At 40.9% G+C, this 7,576-nt stretch carries 5 protein-coding genes and 1 pseudogene; all 6 read right to left on the bottom strand.

The window, feature by feature from the left end; translation table 11 throughout:
* Positions 1-277: 277 nt before the first annotated feature.
* Positions 278-991 (bottom strand): hypothetical protein, encoded by a 714-nt coding sequence (locus CUC53_RS06245; protein ID WP_100293358.1) that lies wholly within the window; start codon positions 989-991, stop codon positions 278-280.
* A gap of 625 nt (positions 992-1,616) precedes the next feature.
* Positions 1,617-2,060, bottom strand: a complete 444-nt coding sequence (locus CUC53_RS18815; RefSeq protein ID WP_157798205.1) for a hypothetical protein — start codon at positions 2,058-2,060, stop codon at positions 1,617-1,619.
* The gene (locus CUC53_RS06240; RefSeq protein WP_201796725.1) at positions 2,044-4,572 is read right to left on the bottom strand and encodes an N-acetylmuramidase family protein; all 2,529 of its coding nucleotides are present in this window, start codon (positions 4,570-4,572) and stop codon (positions 2,044-2,046) included. Before CUC53_RS06240 ends, CUC53_RS18815 begins: the two co-directional genes overlap by 17 nt.
* Before the next feature lie 145 nt (positions 4,573-4,717).
* Positions 4,718-5,224 (bottom strand): M949_RS01915 family surface polysaccharide biosynthesis protein, encoded by a 507-nt coding sequence (locus CUC53_RS06235; RefSeq protein WP_100293357.1) that lies wholly within the window; start codon positions 5,222-5,224, stop codon positions 4,718-4,720.
* Positions 5,221-6,885, bottom strand: coding sequence for a TIGR02594 family protein (locus tag CUC53_RS06230; protein ID WP_100293356.1), 1,665 nt, complete (start codon positions 6,883-6,885; stop codon positions 5,221-5,223). The genes CUC53_RS06235 and CUC53_RS06230 overlap by 4 nt, the downstream gene beginning before the upstream one ends.
* Positions 6,886-6,888: 3 nt before the next feature.
* Positions 6,889-7,576 (bottom strand): annotated as a pseudogene (locus CUC53_RS19450) (DUF2345 domain-containing protein); the annotation flags it as partial.

Genomic DNA, 7,576 nt, shown 5'->3' with positions numbered 1-7,576 from the left:
GGCGATGGCACGCACCGCACCACTCGGGTGCCAAGGGCCGCCATCACTTAAATGAATACCGCCATGCCATATCCGGTTGCTACCCAGCAGGAAATGGCCCGCCGGTTCGCTATTTAATTTACTAATAAACTCTGCCAACGAGGCCACGTCAGTGGGCGTATTCGCCCCGCCCAGCTGCATTGGTAAAGAGCGAAACGGGGATACTTATTTTTATATTTTTCTGGCTATATTACTCCTAGCTAAAAAATGAATATTTAAAATATATTTTTGGAATGATTTAGCAACTTCCGGTTAAGTAGCAAGACATCCAACCGGAATATGTTCTCCCTTTTGGGGATTTGTAAATCACGTAATCCCAACCTGATTCATGTGCTTTTCTTAAGACTTTATCATTTTCAATAAGATAAGATTTACCCTTGTTAATTGGTAATGGCTCTGAAAAAAAATAACTCTTTCTTTTAATTTTTAATGTTGCTGGGTTTCCTGTTATCCAATCGTTGAATTCACTTTTATTTATCACATTAATAATTTCATCTCTTTCACTATATGGATAGTGATAAGGAATAGCATCGAGAACATTAGGGTTTGTAATATCACCACCCGAACCAAAGTATGATGTCAATTTGTCATCTCTAGATAATCTACCATCTGCGTATGAAAAAACGATGACATTAAAGTAATTAAACCAATTCATTCCAGTATCTGAGTCTATCTGTGACTCTTGAATGATAATGTATCTTTTTTTTATGTTTTTAGTATTTACATAAAAGGCATTTTTTATTTTTCCTTTAGATGATAGATAGGGTAAAAAATCAACAAAATACTCACCTTTTATTTTATCATTAAAGAATACAGCTATAGCCTTATCGCCTATATCAGGATCTACTTTATCAACAAAAAATAATTTTCCATTCTCACTTTGAATAGAGTAATCTGCATATTCTTGCGCGGTAGATATAAATGAAATAAAAAGTAAAAGTAAAATAGGCATTATTTACACTCACCATATAATTTGACATGAAGCAATCTTGCTTCCTCTGTGAAATTCACTCTTTCTTTTAGGCCAGGATTTATGAATTTTGTGATTTTCCTTATCTTTTCTGAATTGCTAGCATTGCTGTCTGCAATTTTACCCAACTTATTCGAATGCCAAAACCAGACACCAGACACCAGACACCAGACACCAGACACCAGACAAAACTATAGATGGTATATTTTTCTCAACTAACTCGGGTGTTGAGTACATATTCATACCTGTAGCGATAGAATATAACCTACATCATTATTTAAAATGGTAAGTTATCACGCAAACAATATTTACATCATATAAAATGTGTCATATTTTTTATAATAAAACTATTATTTATTGCAGTTAGCGTCATTCTATATAATCATTTAGTCATATATAAACTCAGGGCGAGAGCATGAAAACTTTGACACTTAAATAGAACTAAAAAATCGAAAAAACTCTATCAAACACTAGACTTATTGAATGATATGTTTATTTGCAATTTTATATATACATTCACTCTCCCCCTGATCTTTAAGCCCTCTTAGCATGTTCTGATTTATGGAAATTTAATAGATAAAAACACATCTTTTATCAAGAAAAATATTTACGCACATCCTAAAGCATCATCTTTATTACAGCGTAATAAAGGCGCTAACATGTTAAGCTTGTTGATAAAAACTTTACTACATAGGTATATGTATTCTTTTTTATTATATGTGACCATTACCCCTGCATTTTTTTTATTATCTTCGTAATCGCTAAATAAAGAATAGCTATAATCTCCATTCATAAAATTCACTCTAGTATATTCAGTTTGATATCTGCTATATAAATTATGTGAAAAGCCACCAAATTTGTCACCTTTAGAGTTATAAGAAAATACTGATGAGTCACTTTTTATCATATAGGTAAGCTTTCCGTTATTAACGGAAAGCTTAACGTCCCCCTTTTTTGTTAAACAATGGAAATATAACGATTCAGCGCCATAAGAAATATTAGAAAATAACATCAGACATAAAAAAAACACTTTATTATTGTAATGCATCATAGTTTTCCCCCATTCTTACATCATAATCAACTTGTTTCGGCCCATTATAAATCAAAGCAAATTTTAACCAATCTTTATTTCTTATTGCACTTAACAATTTAGAATCAGCTTTAATGAAATTCACAAAAGATTTTAAATGTTCTTTTTCAGAAAAACTTAAACTTTTAACAAAAGAGTGAACATCAGAATATCCAGATGCTCGATGGTTTGATCCAAGGATTTGAAATTTACCCCAAGATGCAGATTTAAGTGCCGCATCTTTATTTAGTGAGTATGCTAAAATAAGTTTCCTGTATTGATCTTTATAGGCACCATATCCGCCACGATTAGGGTTTGATATCTCAGGATAAGATTCATCATAAATGCCGCCTGTGTGCAGACTGAATTTATGTCTTTCGAAAAGAATTGATGGCACATGGTCATCATCATCTGAAAATTTATAATAACTGCCTGCGTTCCCTGTTTCTGTGATAGCAACAGCTTTTATAGCATTTACTTCACACGCCAATAAGTTCGCTGCATTTAAATAATCTGAATCATCTATTTTATCACCACTGTAAAAATCAAGAAATTCGATTGCTTCCAACACGCCTGATATGTATGTTTTGGGTTTTTTATTCCTAATTTCATCCCCCACCAACCCCATCATTCCCGCAGGATGAATAAACCATGGCTTGCTATCACCTAATATCCCCTGAATAGCACTATCGTCTATCCAATTCATATTCCGATTCACGGTCAGAGCATACTGATACAAATTCGGCTTCTCTGTTAACTCCTGCGCCAACCGAGGCCAGCTAGGGCGCTTTATCCACTCGCTTTCATGACAAATAAACAGTTTACGTATTTGGCTTGCTACGTTTTCATCGGCCAGTGCTGCCCGGATCTCGCTACTGCTCACCGTGCCGTCACTATCACTATCCGCCGTCACTTGCCCATACAGCTCACTGAAAAACTCGCCGCCCTCTTTACCGTCCGTGTCTGCTTTATCTAAAAAACCATCCGGGTCACTGCTGCCATCAATCAGCCGTACCCCCAGCTTGCACCAATCGTGCTGGCTCACCAGTTCAACATCGCCCCCCAGCAGCACATATTCACCCGCCAGTTCGTCACTGCTGGCCGCTGCTCGCTCGGCCACTTTGACAAAGTTATTGGCGCCGTGTCCTATTACTTCTCTTTCTGTCACCGCTCGTGGCAAGGGCTGTGGACCATAGGTGCCTATATCGTGGTAGCTGGCTTGATTATTCTGTTTGCTCAGCCGATAGCGGGTGACGGACTTCCCCGCTTTGAGCACCAGATACCCTTGGCCACCCGTTAACCGCCCCTCGTTGTTGATACACGCTTGCAGCGCCGCTTTATCCTTGCTCGCTACCAACACTTCCAGATGCAGCGCTTTTTTATCGCTGTTGAGCGCAAAACCGCTGGTCGTTGATGCAGGCTCGGCGGTTTCATGTTCACCCCAGTGGCCTATCAGCTCGCCAGCCGTGACCTTGATGGGACTCTGACGAAGGTCTACGACCTTATCCAGCTCCGTGGCCGGATAATTAACGCTTGCTATGGCTTGGCCCAAGTCGCTTAGTTTTATCCAGCCTATCGTCCCTTTACTTGCCTGAGTCATTGGCTGAGCTTGGCTGTTTTTTACCTGACCTTGGCCTGCCAGATAGACCCGGACCTGACACATTGGTATCACGCCACCTTGGCCCGCTATGATTTTTACGCTCAGCACAGGGGCTTCAATTTCACTGCCCGCAGCCAAACCCACCCCGTTATCAGTGAGGTCAGCATGAAGACGAACAATGGTATTTCGTAAAATGACATGACGTGCTGGTTTATCCTCTGGTGGCGTCATCCAATCAGGCTTGGATGGCCGAACTTGCGTCAATCGGCTAGCAGCAATGTAAAAGTATTCGCTCGGCGTATCGGCATAGCTCACCAGATAACAGGCATGCATCTCGTTGTTATGGTTGCGATAGTCGCTCGGGCTGGCCGTGCTCAGTATCACCTCTGCGCCTTTCTTGGCATAAATAGGTCGGTTTTTCTCATCGACACGCCGCGTGAGCTGCGCCGGTGTGCCGCTTGTTACCACCGGTAGGTAAGTCGAGCTGTTGCCATCCCCCTTCACCACCCAGCGCGCCGCCCCCTCGCCGCTGTAGTGCTCATCACAGGCCAGATGCATATAGAGGCTATAAAACGGGAAAGCATTCCGCTTTGGCGGCTGACCCGCGACCTCTTCGGTTGCATCATAGTGGTGACGTATTAGGCAAAAAGAGGGCGAGGTGCGCAAACTGATGCCCGTGCCGGGCAAGCCACCATCGGGTTGCAGAGAGGCTACCGCAGGCTTGCTCGCTAAGCGATAAGCCACTATCTCGCCATCGGCGATGGCACGCACCGCACCACTCGGGTGCCAAGGGCCGCCATCACTTAAATGAATACCGCCATGCCATATCCGGTTGCTACCCAGCAGGAAATGGCCCGCCGGTTCGCTATTTAACTTACTAATCAACTCTTCCAACGAGGCCACGTCTGTGGGCGTATTCGCCCCGCCTAGCTGCATTGGTAGAGAGCGAAATGGGGATATTTATTTTATGTTCTACTTATTATCGAAGATGTTGTTCAGCAGCATGGGGGAACCAGAACTTATTCAGAATATCTGCCAATTAGTCCCCATATTTACGTAGTGATATATTTTTCCATTTATTTTGCATGTATTTATAAAGAATAGTATTTTTTTTAAGATTACTTCCAGGTATGGGCCCGCCCTCCCCACCATAAGTTCCATTTGGTGTTTGTATAGTTTCTTCACCTCTGAGAGCATATTTAACACCGTGTTGAAATGCAAAATATTTTATTGGGATAGGATCAATTCCCCCGAAACAGCCTATACGATAGGCGAAAAGGGTAGTTTGAACTCCACCTATAGATTTTCTTTCCAAAGAATTCTCAATCAAAGACATCTCTGAGTCCACATCACAATTATAAATATAATCACGCACCTCAAAATCAGTTCTTCCACTCCCTATTGATTTTGCAGTCATTTTCACATCTAGATTATCTTTTTTTACTATAAATAAGAAAGAATATTCATCATCCAACTTAACCTCAAGAGCGGATGATAAAAATGATGAAAATAACAAAATAAAAAAATAACAGAAAGATTTAATCATCTTACGCTCTCATTTTTTTGGGTTTTTTCATTAATTAAAATTCCTTTATTTAGTTCATCTACATCAAATTTTTTTTTGGCATTTTTTTTGACTTCCTTATATTTTTCATAATATGAAATAGGTATAATATATCTCATTCCTGTATAATTGGAAAATTTAATAGTGTCACCTTGATTACCGCCCAACCCTATTATGACCCCATTACCACCATCACCATAATAAAAAGTCACATGCGAACCATTAGATGCAATACAGCCATATATAGGTTCTTTTATCTCTACGAACCTCGAAGTATCTTCACGAAAAGACCTAGCCCTCTGAGAATTTCTTGGTTTTTTATAACCAACTTCTTGCAGACAATAGCTAATAAAAGAAGCGCACCAAGCATTACTGCGACCAGACAAATCCTTAATCCATCCATTGCCAGTTAAAGCGTGATAATTATCAGTAATGTTTTTTTCCTTGGTGCCATGCCATTTTTTTGCCTCCCTAATAGCAACCTCCATCCAAGGCGCCTCTTCCTCCATCAATGGTATCATAGCTAATGGCTTGCCTTTGCTATCCCTCGCAGTTTCAACAGCCACAGTAGCTAGCGTCTTGTTGGGCTTTTCCCCGACATTTACAGTCGTCGTGTTAACAGACTTAGACTGATTTTTTTTTGGTATTGCAGACTGAGCACTTATTACTTCAGTGCCATTATTAGCTTTCGGCAATATCCATATCTTTGTCCCAGGGTAAATTCTAGTGGGGTCTTTTATATTGTTAGCTTCTACAATAGAGTCAACACTAGTTTTGAATGTTTTGGCAACCTTCCATAGCGAATCACCTGACTTTATTGTGTACTGAATTTTTTTACGCTTAGGTAATAGCTGCCCCGCTGGGGGTTCTAAAGGCATCGTTTTTGCCTTTGCAATAACACCGTCAAAAACTGCTAAAATATTTTTAGCTGGACCATTTGGTTCAATAATAGCAATATCTTTCACAGAACCATCTATAGGGTTAGGAACACATACGTTTACTGTGCATGTAAATACAATGTGTGGTATAGGAGGTATAAATCCATAGTCATCTGTAATAAATTCTTTCTTAATATTCCCACTTTTCAAAACTACAACCTGACCTGATATTGGTTTGGAGCCATCACTTAAAATCACATTGCTGAGCTTGGTTGTTACCTCCTTACGAGTATCCTTGCTATTATGATACCCTTCAATAATCTCAATAGCATGAGCAACATCATCAAGCTCAGAATCAGTTAATCTATTTATTATTTTTAAGCGAGAAACACCTGATAGTTTTTCTAGGTCAGATATATATTTCGATGTATTGTTCTCATGGGAGGGGGCATACGCTCTGATTCCATTTTCTACGGTTTTATCACCATGCATACGAAGCAAATTTTTCTTTAACTCTGCAAATCCTACTTCATAACTAGAAAAAATAAGAAAAAAACCATTATTCTGTGTCTTTGCGAACCCGATATGACTCGTAACTTTCTTAGGTTGAGGTTTTCCATTAACCATTCTGGGCCTGAGATTGCCGGGGTTATTCGTTCGCCAAGGCAAAGTCCCCCCTCTTCTTAACAAGCAGGTACCTTCGGCACCCTCATATTGAGCAGTTTTTGTTTTTCCATCATACAGGCAAGCAATCCACTTAGTCATCGCTCAGACCTCTTTAAAAATTTCATAATTATCCCAAGCAGTCAGTAAACTACTACTGTCGTCATCCAGCATTGCCAGATAATGTTCATCAAGTTCACTCCACTCATCATCATCTGATTCATCCTCCTCGAGAACGACCTCCCATGGCAACTCTTGGCTTGTCCATGTTAATGCTCCAAGATAGAGAGTCATTTCTTGCGTGGAGCCATCATGTACATAGGAGGGAAGTTTGCCATCCTCACTGATACGTCCAGATAAAACAGTATTTTCTTGGGCATCCTTAATGACGTATTGTGCCCCCATAAACTGTTCACTCATAAAAAAATTCGCATGTTCTGCTGCAAAACGTAAGGCACTTTTCTGAGATGCAGCCTCACTGGAGGCTGATACCGACTGTAGCATTTTAGGGTCTATCGGCATTTTGCCCGCCCAGCCGCTGCCATTGCCGGGGCTGCCGCCCGCATTGAGCTTTAATCCGGGGCCCACTAGCTTGATACCGCTCGGGTCAACCTTGATAAAGCTGCCGCCCCCTTTGAGGGTGATCTCCGCGCCCGCTTCCAGCACCAGCTTGTCGCCCACCTTGATGTGCACCTCTTGCCCCGCCTCTATCAGCAGGGCTTGGCCCACTTTTTGGTGCAGGGTGCTATCCACCGTTAGCGAGTAATCGCCCTTGATCTGATCCCGCTTTTCA

This window comes from Aeromonas cavernicola, from assembly GCF_002795305.1.
Taxonomy (GTDB): domain Bacteria; phylum Pseudomonadota; class Gammaproteobacteria; order Enterobacterales; family Aeromonadaceae; genus Aeromonas; species Aeromonas cavernicola.
Note: the sequence above shows the minus strand (reverse complement) of the source record. Positions and strands in the feature narration are given on the sequence as shown.